This is a genomic window from Streptomyces sp. NPDC097619, from assembly GCF_040302735.1.
GTDB lineage: Bacteria > Actinomycetota > Actinomycetes > Streptomycetales > Streptomycetaceae > Streptomyces.
The window spans coordinates 27,906-44,153 of the sequence record NZ_JBEOSD010000058.1; the positions used below are offsets into that span (position 1 = coordinate 27,906).

Below are 16,248 nucleotides of genomic sequence, written 5' to 3' on the forward strand. Positions count from 1 at the left end.
CATGGGGTGCGTCGACTCGTCACCGCCCTCACCGTCCTCACCACCCTCGCCACGGGCGCCGTCCTCGCGGACGCCCCCGGCGGTCGGGCCGCCACCGGCCGCGGCACCAACGTCCTGATCGTCGGCACCGACAGCCGCGCCGGGCTCTCGAAGGCCGAGAAGAACCGGCTGCACGTCGGCGGCGAAGGCTGCAACTGCACCGACGTGATGATGCTGGTGCACCTGTCCGCGAACGGCCGCCGCGCCACCGTGGTCTCCCTCCCCCGCGACTCCTACGTGGAGTACGCCGACGGCAGCGGAGTCCGCGGGAAGATCAACGGCGCCTGGAAGCGGGGCGGTGCGGCCCTCACCGTGAAGACGGTGGAAGCGGTCACCGGGCTGCGCGTGGACCATTTCCTCGAAACCGGCTTCCAGGGGTTCGAGAAGGCCGTCAACGGCCTCGGCGGGGCCATGGTCTGCACCGACCGCGCCGTCAAGGACGAGAACTCCGGCCTGGACCTCACCCCCGGCATCCACCACGTCGACGGCAACGGCGCCCTGCGCTACGTCCGCGCCCGCCACATCCAGCCGCGCTCGGGCGACCTGGGCCGGATGCGCCGTCAGCAGCGGGCCGTGTCCGACCTCCTGACCCGGCTCACCCTGGAGGGCGCGCTCGCCGACCCCGCCGCGGCCGCCGCCACCGCCCGCACCCTGCTGAAGTCCGTACGGCCCGCCGAGGGCACCACCCTCTCCGACCTGGTCCGCCTCGGAACGGCGCTGGGACGGCTGGACCCGGGGCAGACGGAGTTCGCGACCGTCCCGCTGCGGGAGTTCGACCACCGGGTACCCGGGGTGGGCTCCACCCTGCTCTGGCACGAGGAACGGGCCGGCGCCCTGTGGAAGGCCATCGCCGAGGACCGGCGGATCCTCGGGGACCGGCGGATCCAGCCCGCGGCCAACGCCCCGGCGAGCCCCTCGTCGGTCCGGGTCCGCGTGGACGAGGCGGAGACGGCCAAGGCCCTCAAGGCCGCCGGGTTCGTCGTCACGGACACCTCCGCCAAGGCACCGAAGACCCGCCCCGACGGCCCGCCGGTGATCCGCTACGCGCCGGGGGCCGAGCTCCAGGCCGCCACGCTGGCCGCCGCGCTGCCGGGCGCCGGACGTCAGGTCGTACCCGGTCAGGACACCACCCTCGACCTGTCCGTCGGGACACGGCTCCCCCGCGTGCAGCGGGCCGTCTGGGACCGCAACGTCGCCGACGGCGCCCCGATCACCGGCGCCCGCCTCGGCTGCGCCGGCACCGCGACGGCGGCCGCGGGACCGACCGCCGCCAAGAAGCCCACCACGACGCCCCGGGGCTGAAGGGCCTCGGGTCTGAGGGGTCGGTCGACTGAGAGGTCGGTCGCCCGGTCGGCTGAGGGTCGGGGCCGGCGGCGGGCCTCTCAGACCGTCGCGTCGAGATCGTCCGCGTAGTACTCGATGGCCCGGCGGTACCTGCCCACCGCCGGATCGGTGCTGCCGGCCGCGAGGAGGCGCAGCAGGAGCCGCATCGCCTCCTGGTGCTCGCCCGTGTTGTGGAGGGCCATGGCCAGGAAGGCGCGCAGGGCTCCGTCGTCGGGGAACTCCTCGGTCCCCCGCCGCAGGGTGGTCACGGCGTCCTCGTAGCGGCCCAGGATCCGGTAGGTGCTGCCGAGTCCGAGCAGGGCGCCGCTGCGGCTCTCGGGGTCCAGCCCCGGGGTGAGGGCCAGGGCGCGCTCGTAGTGGGGCACGGCCTCCGCTTCGAGTCCGAGCACGTCATGGGCCCAGGCGGTCTGGTAGGCGGTCTCGGCGTGCTCAGGGTGCGCGGCGGAGAGCGCGAGGAGCCGCTGCCGGGCCTCCTCCTGCTGCCCCTCCTCACGGAGCCGTACGGCCTCGGCCAGTGCCGACGCCCCCACCCAGGGGCTCCCGCTCTCGCCCCCGTTCCCGCGGCCGTTCCCGCTGCCGTCGCCGGTCTGTGCCCGGCCTGCTTCCCCGGACTGCGCACGCTGCTCGCTCATGCCGACGATCCTCGCACGACCGAACGGATGAACGGCGGAGCAGCGGAACGGCGGAGCGGCCGCCCGCAGGGCCCACCCTCCCCTGATCGCCCCGTCACACGGTGCCCGTCCCGTCCACCGGCCCGGCTTCGGCGAGGGCGTCGCCGAGAGGGGTGCGGCGGTAGAGGACCCGGCGGCCCTGGCGGGCGCGGGCGACGAGGCCGGTGCCGTGCAGGACGCGCAGGTGCTGGGAGACCGCACTGGGCGTGACCCTGAGGCTGCGGGCCAGCTCGATCGTGGCCAGGGGTTCGGCGAGCAGGGCCAGCAGGCGGGTCCGCGGGGCCCCGATCAGCCGTTCCAGGTCCGGGCTGCCCGGCCCCGGCGCCTCGCCGACCGACCACAGGGTGGCCACGCCTCGGCTCGGGTAGAGCAGCGAGGGGGCCTCCTCCGGGCCCGTGGGCGGAGCCGGTTTGTGCGCGAAGACGGAGGGCACGAGGAGCAGCCCGCGGCCTCCGGCGCGGGTCTCGTACCCGCCGATCGTGCGGTGGACGCGCAGGACGCCCCGGCTCCCGCCGTCCTCCCAGCGGACGTTCGGGTGCACGTCGGCGAAGAGCAACCGGGCGCCGCCGCGCGCCAGTTGGCCCGCCCGGTAGGTCATGTCCGCCTCGGCGACGGAGCGGATCCGCGGCCAGTACGGGCGCACCGCCGCCTCCCAGTAGCGCTCCAGCAGGTCGCAGACGGTGTCCCGGAGCTCGGCGGCCCGCTCGTCCCCGCTCTCGGCGGCGCGGACCGGTTCGGGCAGCGGATCCGGGGCGTGGGCGGCGGCCAGGTCCCGACGGACCAGCTCGGGCGGGGTACGGCGGACCCGCGCCAGCTCCTCCCCGAAGGGGGCTTCGAACACGGCGGGCGGCGGGGTCAGGAAGTCGGGGAGGGTCAGCCGCTCCGCGACCAGGGCCATCAGCAGGCCGGTGTCGAGGCCCCCGATCCGGCCCAGTACGGACCGCCGCCACGGCAAGTGCAGGGCCGACAGCCCCGGGTCGCGCAGCACCCGCAGGCTCAGCACGGTCTCGCCGAGCGGGGACAGGGCGAAGCGGGTGCGGGCCAGGTCCTCGACCCCGAGCTCGAAGCTGATCATTAAGCCTCAGGCTACATCCATTGGCACCGCGCGGCCGGTGGCGTGGACTCTCCCCGTGACCACCCCGACCCCGCACCCGCCCCACGCGTCAGCCGTCCCCCCGGCCGTCTCTCCGCCCGCCCCCCCGTCGGCTCCCCCGGCCGCCTCCCCGTCCGCCTCCTCCGCGGCACCCTCCCCCGGGCCCGGCGGCGGCCTGGGGCGTCGCCTGCTGCTCCTCCTGTCGGTGGCGTGCGCCGTGGCCGTCGGGAACCTGTACTTCCCCCAGGCCATCGGCCCGCTGATCGCCTCCGACCTCGGGGTACCGGCGGACTCCGCCGCCACGGTCGTCACCGCCACCCAGATCGGCTACACCGCTGGCATGGTCCTCCTGGTACCGCTCGGCGACCGCGTCCGGCACCGCACCCTCCTGGTGGTCCTCCTCGCCCTCACGGGCGTCGCGCTGCTCGCCGCCGGCTGCGCCCCCGCCCTCGCTCCGCTGGCCGGGGCGAGCGCCCTGGTCGGCCTGTGCACGGTGGCCGCGCAGGTCATCAGCCCCCTCGCCGCCGGGCTCGTGGCCCCGGACCGGCGCGGCGAAGTGGTCGGCACCCTGCTCAGCGGCTCCACCGGCGGGATGCTCCTCGCCCGGACGTTCGGCGGTTCCCTCGGGGAGTGGCTGGGCTGGCGCGCCCCGTACCTGGTCGCCGCCGTCACGGTCCTGCTCCTCGCGGCCGTCATGGCCTGCGCCGTACCCGTCACCGAACCCTCGCCGGAGGCGGTGCGCCGCCCCTACCCCGCCTACCTCGCCGAACCCTTCCGCCTGCTCCGCACCGAGCCGGAGCTGCGCCGCTCCTGCTGGTACCAGGCCACCGTCTTCGGCGGGTTCTCCGCCGTCTGGACCTGCCTGGCCCTGCTCCTCACCGGTCCCGCGTACGGGCTGGGCGCCCACGCCGTCGGCCTGCTGGCCCTGGTGGGCGCGGCGACCATGCTCGCCACTCCCGGCATCGGTCGTCTGACGGACCGTCACGGGCCGCGCCCGGTCAATCTGGCCGCCCTGCTGGGCACCCTCCTGGCGGCGGGGGTCCTCCTGGGCGGTTCGGCCGGCGGGGCCCGGGGGCTGGTCGCCCTGACCGCCGGGACGCTGCTGTTGGACCTGGCCATGCAGGCCGGGATGGTCGCCAACAAGACCCGCGTGTACGCCCTCCGCGACGACGCCCGCAGCCGCCTCAACACCGCCTACATGACCTGCGGTTACCTAGGCGGCACCCTCGGCTCCTGGCTCGGCCTGCGCGCCCACGCCGCCTTCGGCTGGCCCGGGGTATGCGCCCTGACCGCACTCCTCGCCGTCGTCGCGCTCGCCCGTCTCCTCGTCCCGAGCGGCGCGGAGCGGCCCGCGGCACCCGCCTGATCCGGCCGCGGGGCACGGTCCGGGCCGGGCGACACGCGAGCGCCCCCTCCCGCTGTTCGGCGGGAGGGGGCGCGGTGCTTCGTCCGACGGGGGCGCCGGGGCGACGGCGGCGAGGGCTACTGGCCCACGCGGCCGTCCACGCATTCGCGGAGGAGGTCGGCGTGACCGGCGTGGCGGGCGTACTCGTCGATGCGGTGCACGAGGAGTTCCCGTACGACGATGTCCTCGCGGCCGATCCGGGCCCCGAGGTCGTCCTCGTGGCGGGCGAGGGCCGCGTCCGTCTCGGCCTGTTCGCGGGCCAGGTCCTCGTACGCCTCGTCGACCACGGCCGGGTCGGCCACGGCTCCGAGGAAGTCGTCGTCCTTGTCGCCGTAGAGCTTGGGCTGCGGTTCGCCGTCGGTGATCCAGTTGCGCCAGTCCCGTTCCACCTCGGCGAGGTGCCGGAGCAGGCCGAGGAGCGACATCGTGGACGGGGGCACCGAGCGGCGGGCCAGCTGCTCGGCGTCGAGGCCCTCGCACTTCATCAGGAGGGTGAGGCGGTAGTCCCGCAAGAAGTCGTGGAGGGTGGCGAGTTCGCCCTCCGGCCCGTCGTCGTCCCGGTCGCGGGGGTCGTCGTCAGGGTCGGCCCACATGTCGGGGTACACGGTCGCCTGCGTCCACCGCTCGGGTGCGTCGGTACTCATGCGGTCATGATCGACGGCGGGGCGGGCCGCCGCCACCGATTTTCGGACCGGGACGGGGGCAGCGGCGGCGGCCACGGCCGGGGGCGCGTCGGGTGGTGGCCCGCCGCGTTCAGTCGGCTCGTCGGGCGCGTTCGACGTTCTCGGTCCCTTCGGCGTGCTCGGCGTGCCCGGCGCTCTCGGCGCGTTCCCCGTGCGGGTTGGCCTCCGGGCCCTCGGTGCTGAGGAGGACGACCACCGCGTCGGCTCCGAGGCCGAGTCGGGCGCGACGGTCGGAGGCCCCGGGGCCGGTGAGGGCGGTGCGCAGGCCGGCGAGGGCCGCCGCGCCGCAGGGGCCGGCGGGGAGGCCGAGGGTCGCGAGGTCGGCGGCGGCGCGGGTGGCGGCGGCGTCGGTGACGGAGACGGCCGCGTCGATCCCGGCGGAGAGGTACGGCCAGGCCAGCGCGGACACGGTGCCGCAGTTGAGGCCCGCCATGACCGTGCGGCCGGTGTCGACGGTGACGGGTGCGCCGTGCAGCAGGCTTTCGAGGAGGCACGGGGCGGCTTCGGGCTCGACGGCGAGGAGGGCGGTGGGCGCTGCCCCTCCGCCGGCGGGGTGGGCGGGCCGGTGGGTGGTGGGGCGGGCGGTGTGCGTGCCGCGGTAGTGGGTGACCACGGCTTGGGCCAGGGAGCCGACCCCGACGGGGACCGCCACCAGCGCGGGCGTTCCCGCGCCGGCGACGGCCAGTTGCTCGTCGATCTCGGCGCAGAGGGTGGCGTAGCCCTCGACGATGCGGCCCGGGACCTCCTCGTAGCCGGGCCAGGAGGTGTCCTGGACGAGGGCCGTGTCCGGCAGCTCGGCCTCGCGCGCGGCCCGGAGCACGGCCTCGTCGTACGAGCCGGGTACGGGGACCACTTCGGCCCCTTCGGCGGCGATGGCCGCGACGGCCGCGGGGTGCACGCCGTCGGGTGTGAAGATCCGCGCGGGCCGGCCGGCGAGGCGGGCCGCGCGGGCCACGGCGCGGCCGTGGTTGCCGTCGGTGGCGGTGATCAGGGTGGGGCCGGGGCCGGGTCGTCCGTCGAGGATCCGGTGCACCGCCCAGAAGGCGCCGAGGGCTTTGAAGGCGGGCAGGCCCAGGCGGGCGGACTCGTCCTTCACGAAGACCCGCCCGAGATCAAACTCGGCAGCGAGGGACGGGAGTTCGACCAGAGGGGTCGGGGCGTACCCGGGCAGCCCGCGGTGGAAGGCCCGGGCCGCGGGATCCACGGGCGCGCAGGTCCACTCCCTGGCGGCGGGGCGCGCGTACCAACGGGGCGCCCGGGGCGGAGGGGAATCGGCGGCCGCCGCGGAGCCGATGGCCTGGGCGCTGGGTCCGGCACTGCCGCCGGGAGTGGTGATCACGCGGCCCAGCCTGCCGTGCCCGCCCCGGGCGGGCCCGGCGAACGGCGGGAGCGGCCGGTGATGCCGATCACAGTCCGATCGTTCGGGCCGGGCACGGACCCCCGGGAGCGGCAGCGAGCCGCGGCCGGAGGAAGATCCCCTCGCCCCCGGAACGACCGCGGCCCCCCGCCCGAGCGGCATCCGGCGAGGGATGCCGCAGGACGAGGGGTCCACGGGTTCGAGGCTCAAGCAAGCACCGTGACAGCCTTTGCTGACGAGTCGTCAGTTGTTGGAGCCCACGATGTTGTTGTGGCCGGCGTTGAAGACGTCGTCCGCGGCGAACTGCAGCCAGTCGCCGAAGACGATCGTGTAGGAGGGCTGCGGGCGGAAGTCGACGGCCACATCGGCGCTCGCGATGCCCGCGGAACCCATGACGATGGCGCCGGCGGCGAGGGCGGAGAGGAGAGTACGCATGATGACCTCTTTCAGCAGGGCGAAAAGGGACTGGCCCCACCCTGACCCGCCCCGCGCGCTCCCCCACGGCTCCCGAGCGGTGCGGCGCCCGCCTTCAACCGATCGGCGGCGGCCGATCGGCCCCAACGGCGCGGCAGATGGACGCACCCAGGCCGCGACCCGCGCCTCGACCGCACCACACGCCCGGCAACACGCCTTCCAGCACACCGGATCACACACATCTCATGTGTCACACATGATGCATGAATCACATCTGCCACACGGATCGCCGCCACCGGCCGTCGGGCGCCCGGCCCGAAAACCTGTCGCGGTGCGGGGTCGTTCGAGCGGAGACTTACGGGTGGAGCACGACGCACGGCACCCGGGCACGAGAGACGCACGGCACCCACGCACGAGGAGAGTGACCGGAGCTGACGTACGACCGGGACACCCTGCCCCTCCCCGAGAACCGCGTCCCCCGCGTCACCTACGAGTTCCTCCGGAGCTGGGACGCCTTCGACCCGGCCCGCCACGCGTTCGCCTGGGACGAGGACGAGGAGGCCCGGCTCCGCGACCTGGTCCGCGAGTGGGTGCCGCCGGTGCTCTCCGGCACGGCCGGCTGGTGGCAGGGCGAGAGCTGGTGCGAGAGCCAGATCGACGGGATCCTCCGGGAGCGCTACGGCCCCTGGGCCTGGGGATGGAACTGGATCCATCGCGACGGCGGGCCCGTCGGCGGCTGGACGGGCCGGACCACCTCGGTGACGACCCCGGAGGAGACCGCGGAACGGGTCGTGAACGCGCTGTTGGAGTGGCGGGAGTGGCTGGAGTGGACGGCCCGCCGCTTCGCCGAGCTGGCACCACCGCCCGATGCCACGCCCGAGGACCGCAGTTGGCACCTGGAACGGGCCTGCGTCCGGCTCGTGAACCACACGATGGACTCGGGCGCGGACAACGCCTGGCGCGGTCAGACCTCGATCGTCCTGTGCTGGTTTCTCACCAGCACCGGCCTGACCGCGGCCGAGGCCGAGCGGGCCGTGGAGGAGGCCATCGGGGGACGGTTCGAGAGCTGGGTCGTCCCGGAGCCGATGCTCGTCGAGTCCGTCGGCGAGGACCTCGCCCTCGACCTCACCGGCCACGCCCCGTACCGGGACCACCGCGAACGGGCGGCGCTGGAGGCCTTCCATGACCGCGGCCGTCGCTGACAGCCTGTCGATCTGGCTGCGGGTACGCCGAGAGGCCGACTGGCGGGGCGCTCCGGACCTCCGACCCCTGCCCGTCGACCGGGACGGGTTCCGCTGCTGGTGCGCGGGGCCCGTGCGGCGGCGGGACCCGGTCCGAGCCGAGCGTCTGCTCGCCGCCTACGCCTCGGCCCGGGAGGACGCCGCACTCCGCGCGCCCCTGGACTTCGCCCTGCTCGCTGGGTGGCAGTGCCGGGTCCTCGGTACCCCGGAGGCGCCGTTCCGCCGGGGCGACGCCTACGCGAAGGGCGGTCGCGAGCGGTACGGCCTGACCCCGCGCACCCGGGCCGCGTTCGAGTCCTGCCTGCGCGCGGCGACCGATCCGGACCTCCCCGCGGCGGCGCGCGCGGCCCGGGCCGCCCTCGACGTGGCCTTCTTCCACCCCTTCGCGGACGGCAACGCCCGCGCCTCGCTGCTGGTCCTGGTCCACGTCCTGGCCCGGGAGGGGATCGTCCTGCCCGAGGTCGGCCCCCTCCTGACCACCCGCTACGCGGACGACCCGGCCGGCGCCGCCGACCTCGCCCTCCTCATCGGCCTCCTCCACCGCGGCCGCACCGGGCCGCACCGGAGGCGTCCTGGAGCGGCGGACCAGGTCCCGGCGCGCTCCCCGAGCCCGTGATCCGCGCTCAGCTCCGCGTCTCCTCGCCCCGTCCGACCGCGGCCGCACCGGGTATGACGAGGAGCTTGCCGGTGGTCCGCCGAGCCTCCAGATCGCCGTGGGCGCGGGCGGCCTCGGACAAGGCGTAGCGGCCCGTCACGGTGACCTCGAGTGCCTTGGACCGCACCCACTCGAACACGTCGGCGGCCCGTCGGAGCAGTTCGGACCGATCGGCGACGAAGTCCCCGAGGCTGGGACGGATCAGGGTCAGCGAACCGCCCTGGGCGAGCCGCATCGGATCGAACGCCGGTACGGCACCACTCGCCGCGCCGAACAGCACGAGATGGCCGCGGGCCCGCAGGGCGGCGAGACTCGCGTCGAAGGTCTGCGCGCCCACGCCGTCGAAGACGACCGGCAGTCCCTGACCGCCGTTGAGCCGCCTCACCTCGGCGGCGAGATCGTCGACCGAGGAGGAGAGGACCACCTCCGCGGCCCCGGCACGCTTCGCCCGCTCGGCCTTCGCCTCGGTCGACGTCGTACCGATCACCCTGCCGCCGAGATGGGTGACGAGCTGGGTCAGGAGCAGACCCATGCCACCGGCGGCCGCGTGCACGAGCACCGTGTCGCCCGCCCGGACCGGGTAGGCGTCCTTGACGAGATAGTGCGCGGTCATGCCCTGGAGGAGCACGGCGGCGGCGGTCTCGAAGTCGATGTCGTCGGGCAGCGGCACCAGTCGGGAGGCGTCCACGACGGCCCGCTCGGCGTACGAGCCGGGTATCTCCACCCAGCCGACCCTGTCCCCCACGGCGACGTCGACGACGCCGGGTCCGACCTCGACGACCGTGCCGGCGCCCTCCGTGCCCGGGGTGAAGGGGAGCGGAAGGCTGTACCGGCCCTCGCGGTGGTAGACGTCCAGGAAGTTGACCCCGGAGGCGGCGACGGCCACGACCGCCTCACCCGGACCCGGGCGCGGCGGGTCCACCTCGGCCTCCCGCAGTACCTCGGGACCGCCCACCTCGTACACCTGAATCGCTCGCATGACCCCTCCGTTGTCGGTTCACCTCCCACCAACTCCGCTGGTGGCGATCCGATTCCCGGCGGACGGTTCGGGTGCCGGCGGTTCAGGCGGAGGCGGTTCGGGTGGGGGCGGTTCGGCCGGCGGCCGTTTCGATGACCTCGTCCAGGACCTCGCGCGACCGGACGAGGTCGCCGATCATCCGGTCGATGCGGTCCCGCTCGGCGGCCAGTTCGGCCACCAGGGCCGGGGTGGCGCGCACCGACGGGCCACCGTCCTCGTCCCGCATGCAGGGCAGGATCTGTCCGATCTTGGCGCTGTTCAGCCCGGCCGCGTACAGCTCCTGGATGCGGATCACCCGGTCCACGGCCCGTTCGGAGAAGTCCCGGTGGCCACCGGGCGTCCGGTCCGAGGCCAACAGCCCCTGCTGCTCGTAGTAGCGCAGCGAACGCTCACCGACCCCGGTGCGCGCCGCCAGTTCACCGATCCGCATGGGCCACCTCACGCGTGGGTCCGTCGGTCCGTGTCGGGCACCCCGGTCCCTCGCACCCGGACCCCTGAACCCTTGAACCTGACACTGATGTCAGGTTCTACGGTACCGGCATGACGCAGACACGACAGACCCCCGCCGCCGCCTCCCGCCTCCTCTCCCCCGCCCGCCTGGGCCCCCTCGCCCTCCCCAACCGCCTGGTGATGGCCCCGCTGACCCGCAACCGCGCCGGAGCGGACGGAGTCCCCGGCGCGTTGATGGCCACCTACTACGCACAGCGCGCCTCCGCCGGCCTGATCATCGCCGAGGCCACCACCCCGAACGCCGTCGGCCGGACCTACCCGCACATCCCCGGCATCCACACCCCCGCGCAGACCGCCGGATGGCGCCGGGTGCGCGACGCCGTCCGGGACGCGGGCGGACGGATGTTCCTCCAGCTCCAGCACGGCGGCCGGATCGGCCACCCCGACACCAGCGGACACCTCCCCCTCGCGCCCTCGGCGGTCCCGCTCCCGGAACCGCTCCACACCCCCTCCGGCCTCCAGGACTCCGTCACCCCGCGCGCCATGACGGAAGCGGACATCCGGTCCACCATCGCCGACTTCGCCGACGCAGCCCGCAACGCCGTCGCCGCGGGCTTCGAGGGGGTCGAGGTGCACGCGGCCAACGGCCTGCTGCTCCACCAGTTCCTCGCCCCGAACACCAACCTGCGCACCGACCGCTGGGGCGGGTCGATCGAAGGGCGCCTCCGGTTCGCCGTCGAGGTGGTCCGGGCCGTCACGGAGGCCGTCGGCCCGGAACGGGTCGGGGTGCGGATCTCCCCCGGGGTGGAGGTCAACGGCGTGACGGAATCCGACACCGAGCGGCTGTACCCGGCACTCCTCGCGGCCCTCGTACCCCTGGAGCCCGTCTACCTGCACCTGGAGTACGCCGACCCGGACGACCCCGGCTTCGCACGACTGCGCGCCGCCTGGCCCGGCACCCTCGTCGCCAACCCCCGGCTCTCCCGCGAGGAACTCGCCGCCGACGCCGGCGCGGGACGGGGCGAACGGCTCCTGGAAGCCGGCGCCGACCTCGTCGCCCTCGGCCGCGGCTTCATCGCCAACCCCGACCTCGTGGAACGGCTGCGCACGGGCGCGCCCCTCAACGCCCTCCGCCCGGAGTTCCTGATGCACGTCCACGGCCCGGAGGGCTACACCGACTACCCCGCGCTGGACCGCGCCTCCTTCACCGCCGTCGTCTAAGAACGACGGGGCGGTGGCGGGGAAAGGGCGGCCGGCGAAGCGGAGGCGAGGGATCGGGGCGAGAGGTCGGGGCGAGGATCGGGGGCGAGAGATCGGCACGTGCCCGGGGCGCGGGCCTGCGGCCGGCGGGGCGGTCAGGCGGCCTGGCCGGTCGCGGCGAGGACGATCTCGCGGATCGTCACGTTCTGCGGCTGACCGTAGGCGTAGGCGACGGCCTCCGCGACGGTCACCGGGTCGAGGACCCCGCCCGCGGACTCCTTCCACTCCTCGTAGTCCCGCTTGATCCGCTCATCGCTGGTGTGGGAGAGCAACTCCGTCTCCACCGCGCCCGGGGCGATCGTGATCACGCGGACCCCGGTGGGGGCGACCTCCTCGCGGAGGTTCTCCGAGAGGGCGTGCACCGCGAACTTGGTGCCCACGTAGGCGGTGTGGTCGGGGAAGGTCTTGCGGCCCGCGATGGAGCTGATGTTGACGATCGTGCCCCGGCCGCGCTCGACCATGCCGGGCAGGACGGCGCGGATGCCGTACAGCACGCCCTTCACGTTCAGGTCGATCATGCGCTCCCACTCCTCCGGGGACTGGTCGACGATCCGTCCCAGGAGCATGGCCCCAGCGTTGTTGACGATCCCGTCCACCGGACCGAACCGTTCCTCCGCCTCCGCGACGGCCGCCACCAGCGCCTCGCGGTCGGTGACGTCCACCTTCCGGCAGAGGGTGTCGGGCAGGCCGAGCGCTTCGAGGCGGTCCAGCCGACGGGCGAGGAGCAGCAGCGGGTGCCCCTGCGCGGAGAGCAGGCGGGCCGTGGCCGCGCCGATGCCGGAGCTGGCGCCGGTGATGACGATCAGGGGCTTGGACATGTGATCCCTCGGTCCTCGGAGTGGTTCTCGTCGTCGTTCTGGTTCCGGTCCGGGTTCCAGACTTGGTTCCGGTCCTGGTTCCGGTCCGGGTTCCGGTCCGGGTTCCGGTATCCAGCAGAACACTGCGGGCGGAGGTCCGCGCCCCGGCAGCCGGGGAAGGCCGGACCGGGGGTCCGGCAGACCCCCCTTCCCGGCCACCGCTCCGGCCGGTACCCCCCTAGCCTGGAGGAATGAGCACGTCAGACGGGACAGCGGGAATTCCGGGCCCCTCGGGAACCGGGGGCGGGAACGACCCGGAGGGCTCCGGTCCGGACCTCGGGACCCGGGGTCCGGGAACGGGGGACTTGGGAACGGGGGGCTCGGGAACGGGCCCCGGCGCGGCCGGCGGGCCGGGCGCGCCGGCCGCCCATGCCGACCTCCGCGAGTTCCTGCGCTCCCGGCGGGCCCGGATCGGACCGGCCGAGGCCGGGCTGGGGCCGGAGACCGGGGGACGCCGCGTCCCCGGGCTGCGCCGCGAGGAGGTGGCCCGGCTGGCGGGCATCAGCGTGGACTACTACGTGCGCCTGGAGCGCGGCCGCAACACGAACGCCTCCGACACCGTGCTGGAGGCCGTGGCCCGGGCCCTGCGCCTGGACCCGACCGAACGCGCCCATCTGTTCGCCCTGGCCCGTCCCGGCTCCGCGGAGGGTGCCGTTCCAGGCCGTCCGGGGCGCGCGGGCGCCGAGGGCCCGGCGGCGGCACGGCGCCGGGTCGGGAGCCCGCAGCGGGTCCGTCCCGGCCTGCTCCGACTGCTGGACTCCCTCATCGACACCCCGGCGATGGTCATGGGCCACCGACTCGACGTACTGGCCGCGAACACCCTGGCCAAGGCCTTCTACACGGATTTCGACGCCCTGCCGCACCGCGAGCGGAACCTGGCCCGGTTCCTCTTCCTGGACCCGGCCGCCCGCACCCTCATCGGGGACTGGGACACCGCCGCCCGCGGGGCCGTGGCCGCCCTGCGCCTCTACGCGGGTCGGCACCCGCAGGATTCCCGGCTCACCGAGCTCATCGGGGAGCTGGCCGTGCGCGACGAGGACTTCCGGCAGTGGTGGGCCGACCACGAGGTGGCCGCGTACACCCACGGCACCAAGCGGTACCTGCACCCGGTGGTCGGCGAGGTGGTCCTGGAGTACGAGTCCCTGAGCCCGGCCGACGACCCCGACCAGGCCCTGTACCTGTACACGGCCGAACCCGGCAGCCCCTCCGCCCACGCCCTGCGCCTCCTCGGCAGCTGGTCGGCGACGCGACGCACCACCACCGAGCCGGGCCGCCCGCCGGGCGCCTGAGCGGGCCGGCCCGAGGGGGCACGTGACCGGTCCTGACCTTCAGGACCGTTCCGGTTCGAGTGTCGGTGTCGGTGTCGGTTTCGATGTCGGTTCCGGACCGGTCAGGCGGGCGAGGCCCGCCGCGTACCGCTTGAGGCCGGGCGAGATCTCGCCGCCGGCCGCGAGCAGGGCCTGGGCTCGGGCGGACTGTTCCCGCAGGCAGGTCGGCGTGGTCGGACCGGTGCCGTCCCGTACGGAGCTCTCGGCGGCGTACAGGACGGGGCGGGTGTCGGCCGGGTTGAGCAGGGTCAGGGTCGGGGTGGTGACGCGGGAGCCGTCCGCCGCCGAAAGGGTGACGGTGAAGCTGAAGACCACGGGCAGCGAGCCGTCCGGGGAGGCTTCGGGGCCCACCGTGAAGGCGAGGTCGCGGGCCCCGCCGGCGGGCAGCGTGAGGTCGAGCGGGCGGGTGAGCGTGAAGGGCAGGGTCCGTCCGGAGGGCACGCGCACGTCGTAGCGCGGCAGGATCCGGGAGGTGCCGGCCCCGTAGGGGCAGCCCAGCTCGGTGGCCGTACCGAACAGGAACCCGGCGCCCGTCAGCCGCAGCGGTCGCGCCCCGTCGTTGCGGACCTCCACGGTGGCCACCGCGGACCGCCAGCCCGGGATCGGCGGCTGCGAGGCACCGTCCAGGGTCCAGTCGGCGACGACGTCCGTCTCCCGGTCCACGTCCGCTCCGGCCAGGACCAGGCCGGAGCCGGTACCCGCCCGCTCCCCCGGCGGGTCGCCTCCCGGCGGACGGAGCTGGAGCAGGGCCAGGACGGCGGCGGCCCCACCGAGACAGGCCAGGGCGGCGACGAGGACCGTGCGCCGACGACTCCGGGCACCGCGCGGCACCGCCGGTCCCCACCCGCCTGCTCCCCGCCCGTCCCCGCTCCGCCCCTCGCCGCCCCGTGTCCCTCGCCTTGCGCTCACCGCGCCTCCCGATGCCGGTCGGTCCCTCCAGATCAGCACTCGGGGCGGCCGGGCGCACCACGGGGCGCGGTGCGGGCCGGCTCAGCGGGACCAGACGGTGCCCCGGGCCTCGTATTCGAGCATCGCTTCCAGTCCGAAGGCGGTGTCGGGGCCGAGCTCGCGGCGTACGAGCCACAGGGCGAGTTCCAGGCCGGAGGTGATGCCGCCGGCGGTGACCAGGTCGCCGTCGTCCACGACCCGCGCCTCCTTCACCCGCCCGCCCTGCGCGGCGAGGTCCGGGCGGGCCTTGTGGTGGGTGGTGCAGGGGCGCCCGGAGGTCAGCCCCGCCGCGGAGAGGAGCATCACGCCCGTGCACAGCCCGCTGAGGGTGAGTCCGGGCCGGGCGGCCTCGCGCAGGGCGCGCGGCAGGGTGCCCTTGCGGATCTCGGCCCACACGCCCGGGTCCTCCCGGCGGGCGTACCCGCCGCCGGGTACGACGATCACGTCCGCCGCTCCGGGCTCCCAACCGTGCTCGACGCGGACCCGGGTGCCGTACGCGCCCCGGACGTACCCGGGCCGGCCGGCCGTCACGTACCGGACCGCCACGGGTCGGGTGGTGAAGAAGCGGGCCGCCGAGAACACCTCGTACGGTGCCGCGAAGTCCAGCTCCTCCACGCCGTCGAACATCACGACGTGCACGCGCAGCGGCCCGCTCCGGTCCGCTTCGACCGCGGAGCTCTCGTCGACCGCGGAGCTCTCGTCGGTCGCGCCGGCCGCGCCGGGCCCGGACAGGGTGGCCGCGTGGGCGCCGGTGAGGGGGCCCGTGAGAGGTCCGGTACCGGTGACCGCCGCGCCGGTGGCGCCCAGGACGGCGGAGGCGCGGAGAAGATCCCGTCGGTTCATTGCAGCTCCTGCTCGGTTCCCGGCCGCCGGAGCTTCCGGCGGCCTTCTCCGGACAGGTCGGGCGACCACGCGCCCGGGTTCCCCGCAGCCTGCTCCGGAGCGGCTCCCCCGGGACCCGTCGTCCGCCGCCCGCCGTCCTGACGGGCGCGGGCACGCCGGTGCCCCCGGAACCGAGGGTTCCGGGGGCACCGGCGAACGCGTGCGTACGGCCGAGGGGACGGCCGGGGCAGCTGCCCGAAGGGTCTAGAGGGTGATGACGTTGCCCGCCTGCGGGCCGCGCTGGCCCTGGGTGATGTCGAACTCCACCCGCTGGTTCTCCTCCAGGTTCCGGTACCCCGTACCCGAGATCGCGCTGAAGTGGACGAACACGTCCGCCTCGCCCTGGTCGGGGGAGATGAAGCCGAAGCCCTTCTCGGAGTTGAACCACTTGACGGTGCCCTGCGCCATCGACGTACCTGCCTCTAGTTGAACCGGACCGCTTCCCGGCCCGCCGCGCCGATCCTGCCCCACCTGCGCAAAGGGACCAACGCACCGCGCCGGGGGGCGGGGTCCGGATCCATCCGGGACCGGGGATCGGTCCCGGACCCGGGGTGTGGCGCACCCCGCGGGCGGGCCCCGGCCCCAGACGGCTTTCGACCCACA

17 protein-coding genes are annotated in these 16,248 nt (G+C 75.1%); 6 read left to right on the top strand and 11 right to left on the bottom strand.

Going from position 1 to position 16,248, the window contains the following annotated elements; all coding sequences use genetic code 11:
* The first annotated feature begins 6 nt into the window (after positions 1–6).
* Positions 7–1,341: an LCP family protein gene (locus tag ABTZ17_RS17900; protein WP_352196590.1), complete on the top strand. Its 1,335-nt coding sequence runs from the start codon at positions 7–9 to the stop codon at positions 1,339–1,341.
* A gap of 80 nt (positions 1,342–1,421) precedes the next feature.
* Here ABTZ17_RS17900 and ABTZ17_RS17905 read toward each other — a convergent pair whose 3' ends face one another.
* Both ABTZ17_RS17905 and ABTZ17_RS17910 read right to left on the bottom strand, forming a co-directional pair.
* On the bottom strand, positions 1,422–2,015 hold the full coding sequence (locus ABTZ17_RS17905; protein WP_352196591.1) for a tetratricopeptide repeat protein: 594 nt from the start codon (positions 2,013–2,015) through the stop codon (positions 1,422–1,424).
* Positions 2,016–2,109: 94 nt separating this feature from the next.
* A complete protein-coding gene (locus tag ABTZ17_RS17910) occupies positions 2,110–3,129 on the bottom strand; it encodes an ArsR/SmtB family transcription factor (protein ID WP_352196592.1) in 1,020 nt (339 codons plus the stop codon).
* A gap of 55 nt (positions 3,130–3,184) precedes the next feature.
* Between ABTZ17_RS17910 and ABTZ17_RS17915 the strand changes: the two genes are divergently transcribed.
* Complete coding sequence (locus ABTZ17_RS17915) at positions 3,185–4,513, top strand: MFS transporter (protein ID WP_352196593.1); 1,329 nt, start codon at positions 3,185–3,187, stop codon at positions 4,511–4,513.
* 116 nt (positions 4,514–4,629) lie between these two features.
* Here ABTZ17_RS17915 and ABTZ17_RS17920 read toward each other — a convergent pair whose 3' ends face one another.
* The 3 genes from ABTZ17_RS17920 to ABTZ17_RS17930 all read right to left on the bottom strand — a co-directional run bounded on the left by ABTZ17_RS17920 (position 4,630) and on the right by ABTZ17_RS17930 (position 7,027).
* Positions 4,630–5,196: a DinB family protein gene (locus ABTZ17_RS17920; protein WP_352196594.1), complete on the bottom strand. Its 567-nt coding sequence runs from the start codon at positions 5,194–5,196 to the stop codon at positions 4,630–4,632.
* Positions 5,197–5,305: 109 nt separating this feature from the next.
* The gene (locus ABTZ17_RS17925; RefSeq protein WP_352196607.1) at positions 5,306–6,529 is read right to left on the bottom strand and encodes a pyridoxal-phosphate dependent enzyme; all 1,224 of its coding nucleotides are present in this window, start codon (positions 6,527–6,529) and stop codon (positions 5,306–5,308) included.
* A gap of 306 nt (positions 6,530–6,835) precedes the next feature.
* Positions 6,836–7,027 carry a chaplin gene (locus tag ABTZ17_RS17930; protein WP_352196595.1) on the bottom strand — a complete coding sequence of 64 codons (192 nt, stop codon included), beginning with the start codon at positions 7,025–7,027 and terminating at the stop codon, positions 6,836–6,838.
* A gap of 578 nt (positions 7,028–7,605) precedes the next feature.
* On the opposite strand from ABTZ17_RS17930, the gene ABTZ17_RS17935 reads away from it, so the two are divergent.
* Together ABTZ17_RS17935 and ABTZ17_RS17940 are read left to right on the top strand one after the other, a co-directional pair.
* Positions 7,606–8,208: a hypothetical protein gene (locus tag ABTZ17_RS17935; RefSeq protein WP_352196596.1), complete on the top strand. Its 603-nt coding sequence runs from the start codon at positions 7,606–7,608 to the stop codon at positions 8,206–8,208.
* Positions 8,189–8,863 carry a Fic family protein gene (locus tag ABTZ17_RS17940; RefSeq protein WP_352196597.1) on the top strand — a complete coding sequence of 225 codons (675 nt, stop codon included), beginning with the start codon at positions 8,189–8,191 and terminating at the stop codon, positions 8,861–8,863. The genes ABTZ17_RS17935 and ABTZ17_RS17940 overlap by 20 nt, the downstream gene beginning before the upstream one ends.
* Positions 8,864–8,870: 7 nt before the next feature.
* Here ABTZ17_RS17940 and ABTZ17_RS17945 read toward each other — a convergent pair whose 3' ends face one another.
* Both ABTZ17_RS17945 and ABTZ17_RS17950 read right to left on the bottom strand, forming a co-directional pair.
* Complete coding sequence (locus ABTZ17_RS17945) at positions 8,871–9,881, bottom strand: quinone oxidoreductase family protein (RefSeq protein ID WP_352196598.1); 1,011 nt, start codon at positions 9,879–9,881, stop codon at positions 8,871–8,873.
* An 82-nt stretch (positions 9,882–9,963) separates the two neighbouring features.
* Entirely contained in the window at positions 9,964–10,350 is a 387-nt protein-coding gene (locus tag ABTZ17_RS17950; protein ID WP_352196599.1) for a MerR family transcriptional regulator, read from the bottom strand.
* Positions 10,351–10,460: 110 nt separating this feature from the next.
* On the opposite strand from ABTZ17_RS17950, the gene ABTZ17_RS17955 reads away from it, so the two are divergent.
* Positions 10,461–11,591, top strand: a complete 1,131-nt coding sequence (locus ABTZ17_RS17955) for an alkene reductase (RefSeq protein ID WP_352196600.1) — start codon at positions 10,461–10,463, stop codon at positions 11,589–11,591.
* Positions 11,592–11,725: 134 nt separating this feature from the next.
* Here ABTZ17_RS17955 and ABTZ17_RS17960 read toward each other — a convergent pair whose 3' ends face one another.
* Positions 11,726–12,448 (bottom strand): SDR family oxidoreductase, encoded by a 723-nt coding sequence (locus tag ABTZ17_RS17960; protein WP_352196601.1) that lies wholly within the window; start codon positions 12,446–12,448, stop codon positions 11,726–11,728.
* A 344-nt stretch (positions 12,449–12,792) separates the two neighbouring features.
* Between ABTZ17_RS17960 and ABTZ17_RS17965 the strand changes: the two genes are divergently transcribed.
* The gene (locus tag ABTZ17_RS17965; protein ID WP_352196602.1) at positions 12,793–13,776 is read left to right on the top strand and encodes a helix-turn-helix domain-containing protein; all 984 of its coding nucleotides are present in this window, start codon (positions 12,793–12,795) and stop codon (positions 13,774–13,776) included.
* 39 nt (positions 13,777–13,815) lie between these two features.
* Here ABTZ17_RS17965 and ABTZ17_RS17970 read toward each other — a convergent pair whose 3' ends face one another.
* The 3 genes from ABTZ17_RS17970 to ABTZ17_RS17980 form a co-directional block, all read right to left on the bottom strand.
* Positions 13,816–14,646 carry a hypothetical protein gene (locus ABTZ17_RS17970; RefSeq protein WP_352196603.1) on the bottom strand — a complete coding sequence of 277 codons (831 nt, stop codon included), beginning with the start codon at positions 14,644–14,646 and terminating at the stop codon, positions 13,816–13,818.
* A gap of 159 nt (positions 14,647–14,805) precedes the next feature.
* Positions 14,806–15,606: a DJ-1/PfpI family protein gene (locus tag ABTZ17_RS17975; RefSeq protein WP_352196604.1), complete on the bottom strand. Its 801-nt coding sequence runs from the start codon at positions 15,604–15,606 to the stop codon at positions 14,806–14,808.
* Positions 15,607–15,849: 243 nt separating this feature from the next.
* Positions 15,850–16,053, bottom strand: coding sequence for a cold-shock protein (locus tag ABTZ17_RS17980; RefSeq protein ID WP_352196605.1), 204 nt, complete (start codon positions 16,051–16,053; stop codon positions 15,850–15,852).
* Positions 16,054–16,248 lie beyond the last annotated feature (195 nt).

Coding starts and splice junctions, on each gene's coding strand:
- ABTZ17_RS17905 (WP_352196591.1), bottom strand. CDS start 2,015: ATGAGCGAGCAGCGTGCGCAGTCCGGGGAAGCAGGCCGGGCACAGACC.
- ABTZ17_RS17910 (WP_352196592.1), bottom strand. CDS start 3,129: ATGATCAGCTTCGAGCTCGGGGTCGAGGACCTGGCCCGCACCCGCTTC.
- ABTZ17_RS17920 (WP_352196594.1), bottom strand. CDS start 5,196: ATGAGTACCGACGCACCCGAGCGGTGGACGCAGGCGACCGTGTACCCC.
- ABTZ17_RS17930 (WP_352196595.1), bottom strand. CDS start 7,027: ATGCGTACTCTCCTCTCCGCCCTCGCCGCCGGCGCCATCGTCATGGGT.
- ABTZ17_RS17940 (WP_352196597.1), top strand. CDS start 8,189: ATGACCGCGGCCGTCGCTGACAGCCTGTCGATCTGGCTGCGGGTACGC.
- ABTZ17_RS17945 (WP_352196598.1), bottom strand. CDS start 9,881: ATGCGAGCGATTCAGGTGTACGAGGTGGGCGGTCCCGAGGTACTGCGG.
- ABTZ17_RS17950 (WP_352196599.1), bottom strand. CDS start 10,350: ATGCGGATCGGTGAACTGGCGGCGCGCACCGGGGTCGGTGAGCGTTCG.
- ABTZ17_RS17955 (WP_352196600.1), top strand. CDS start 10,461: ATGACGCAGACACGACAGACCCCCGCCGCCGCCTCCCGCCTCCTCTCC.
- ABTZ17_RS17960 (WP_352196601.1), bottom strand. CDS start 12,448: ATGTCCAAGCCCCTGATCGTCATCACCGGCGCCAGCTCCGGCATCGGC.
- ABTZ17_RS17975 (WP_352196604.1), bottom strand. CDS start 15,606: ATGAACCGACGGGATCTTCTCCGCGCCTCCGCCGTCCTGGGCGCCACC.
- ABTZ17_RS17980 (WP_352196605.1), bottom strand. CDS start 16,053: ATGGCGCAGGGCACCGTCAAGTGGTTCAACTCCGAGAAGGGCTTCGGC.